Source organism: Streptococcus sp. DD11 (assembly GCF_001578865.1).
GTDB classification, from domain to species: Bacteria; Bacillota; Bacilli; order Lactobacillales; family Streptococcaceae; genus Streptococcus; species Streptococcus panodentis.
Genome location: NZ_KQ969396.1, coordinates 124,050 through 126,605, shown reverse-complemented (window position 1 = coordinate 126,605; position 2,556 = coordinate 124,050). Strand labels below are relative to the sequence as shown.

At 52.1% G+C, this 2,556-nt stretch carries 2 protein-coding genes; one reads left to right on the top strand and one right to left on the bottom strand.

Annotated features, from left to right (window positions below; translation table 11 throughout):
• Window positions 1-1,018: M42 family metallopeptidase (locus tag STRDD11_RS10045; RefSeq protein ID WP_164828463.1), on the top strand; the 1,018-nt coding region annotated here is incomplete at its 5' end.
• Window positions 1,019-1,389: 371 nt separating this feature from the next.
• Here STRDD11_RS10045 and STRDD11_RS10040 read toward each other — a convergent pair.
• On the bottom strand, window positions 1,390-2,556 hold a 1,167-nt coding region (locus STRDD11_RS10040; protein WP_128837319.1), incomplete at its 5' end, for an alpha-amylase.

The following is a 2,556-nucleotide window of genomic DNA, read 5'->3' as shown; positions in this document are numbered from 1 at the left end:
TTTACAAGAATTAACGGCTATTCCTTCCCCAACAGGCTTTACGGCTGAGGTGGCGGACTATCTGGTGAAGACTTTGACTGGACTGGGCTATGAGCCCATCCGCACCAATAAAGGCGGCGTCCATGTCGTGGTCAAGGGGGCAAAGGATGACCAACACCGGGTGGTGACGGCTCATGTCGACACGCTGGGGGCTATTGTCCGCGCTGTCAAGCCTGACGGCCGGCTCAAGCTGGACCGGATTGGCGGCTTCCCTTGGAATATGATCGAGGGTGAGAATTGCCTGGTTCATGTGGCCAGCAGCGGCAAGACGGTCAGCGGCACTATCTTGGTCCACCAGACCTCCTGCCATGTCTACAAGGATGCCGGGACGGTGGAGCGAACCCAGGACAATATGGAAGTCCGTCTGGACGAGAAAGTGACCAGCGAAAAAGAAACACGCGCCCTGGGCATTGAAGTCGGAGATTTCGTTTCCTTTGACCCGCGGACCACTGTGACCGAAACCGGCTTTATCAAGTCCCGCTTCCTGGATGACAAGGTCAGCGCAGCTATTCTCCTCAACCTTCTGAGAGTCTATAAGGAGGAAGGTGTCAAGCTTCCGGTGACCACTCATTTTGCCTTCAGTGTCTTTGAGGAAGTAGGCCACGGGGCCAATTCCAGCCTGCCGGCTCAGGCAGTCGAGTATCTGGCCGTAGATATGGGAGCCATGGGCGACGACCAGCAGACCGACGAGTACACCGTTTCCATCTGCGTCAAGGATGCCTCCGGCCCTTACCACTATGAATTTCGCCAGCATCTGGTAAACCTGGCCAAGGAGCAGGAAATCCCCTACAAACTGGACATCTATCCATTTTACGGTTCAGATGCCTCCGCAGCCATGAGCGCCGGAGCAGAAGTCAAGCATGCTCTGTTAGGCGCTGGTATCGAATCCAGTCACTCTTATGAGCGTACCCATATTGATTCAGTTGTCGCGACAGAGCGCATGGTGGATGCTTATCTGAGAAGTAGGTTGGTGGATTAAGACTTATCGTCATTTAGTTTATCTTTTATTACTTTGTTAGCTCGCCTTGCTACAACAGACTAGAAGGCTGTTGTAGGTTGTGGATATGGCAAGTGAAGCTTGCATCAGTTGTACTTTTGACGCTTCCTCTCGGAAGCTTTATCCGCCATCTCAAAACCTCCACTGGAGTTTTGAGCAGCTCGCTGCCCTATCGTCCTGTATTTTAAGCGACAGGATAAAACTGTCCCCCAGACAGTTTTACTGCTAAAAGCAAACTAAAAGACTATACATGCTAACTGCCTTGATTGCTGAAGTTTTTCATTGGCTAGTATCAAAATCAGTAGCAAAAAACCGATTCGCAGTTTGAGCTGCGAGTCGGTTTTTATTTGGCTTTATCTGACACTCCACACACTGACCGATCCTTCCTCCACGGGAAAGTCGCCCCAGCCTTCCTGGTCGATGGTGACAGTGGCTGCTGAGTGGCCCAGGTAGTCGGTAAATTCCTGTCCTGCCCACTCTGGTCCGACCTGCATGCGCTTGCTGGCGGGGCCGCTGTTGCTGATGACAACGGCGATTGGCCGGCCGTCTTCTTTGCCCTGACGGGTCCAGCCGATACAGTGGGGGTCGTCGAAATAGTCAGTCTGCTCCCCATAAGCCAGCTGGAGGCGGATGTCCAGAAGTTTATCCAGGATTTCTTGGAAGCTTTGCTGGGCAAAGTCACCCTCAATACCGTAGTAGTCTCCGTAAAAGACACAGGGCAGGCCAGCTTCCCGCAGCAGGATAAGGGCGTAGGCAGCCGGTTTGAACCATTCTTCAACAGTAGATTCCAGGGCCTGCCCCCGCTGGGTGTCGTGATTGTCCACAAAGGTCACAGCTGATTCAGGGTGATTTTTTGCTAGGCTGTAGTCAAAAATGGTGCGCAGGTCATAGTCTGCCCCGGCCTTGCCGGCATCAAAGAAATTCTGATGCAGCTTAACATCGACCAGATCAAAGCGGTAGTCAATACTGGACAGATAAGCATCGTTGGCTGTCTCATCGCCATTCCAAAATTCGCCGAAGACATAGAAATCCTCACCGTATTTTTCGGTAATATCACGGATGAAATTGCCCATAAAGAAAGAGTCAATGTGCTTGACCGCATCCAGCCGAAAGCCGTGGACTCCCGTCGTTTCGATGAACCAGTAGGCCCAGTCGTAGAGATTCTGGATGACTTCGGGGTGCTTAAAGTCAATATCAGCATACATGAGGTAGTCATAGTTGCCGTTTTCCCTATCCACCAGCCCATTTTCTGCCCAGCCTTTATTGTCGCCCTGAATCAGATAAATGCCGGATTTATTTTGGGCGGCATCATAGTCGGTCCCGGTGAAGTGGTACCAGTGCCACTCAAAGTCATTGTATGTCTGCTGGCGGCCGGGAAAGGTAAAGTGGGTCCAGCCTTCAATGTCAAAGGGTTCAGACAGGGCCTGGGTTCGGTTGCTTGGGTCTACCTCAACAACTGAAAATGTCTCGGTCTCATCCGCAGCGGCCTTGTGATTGAGCACCACATCGGCGATAGCTTC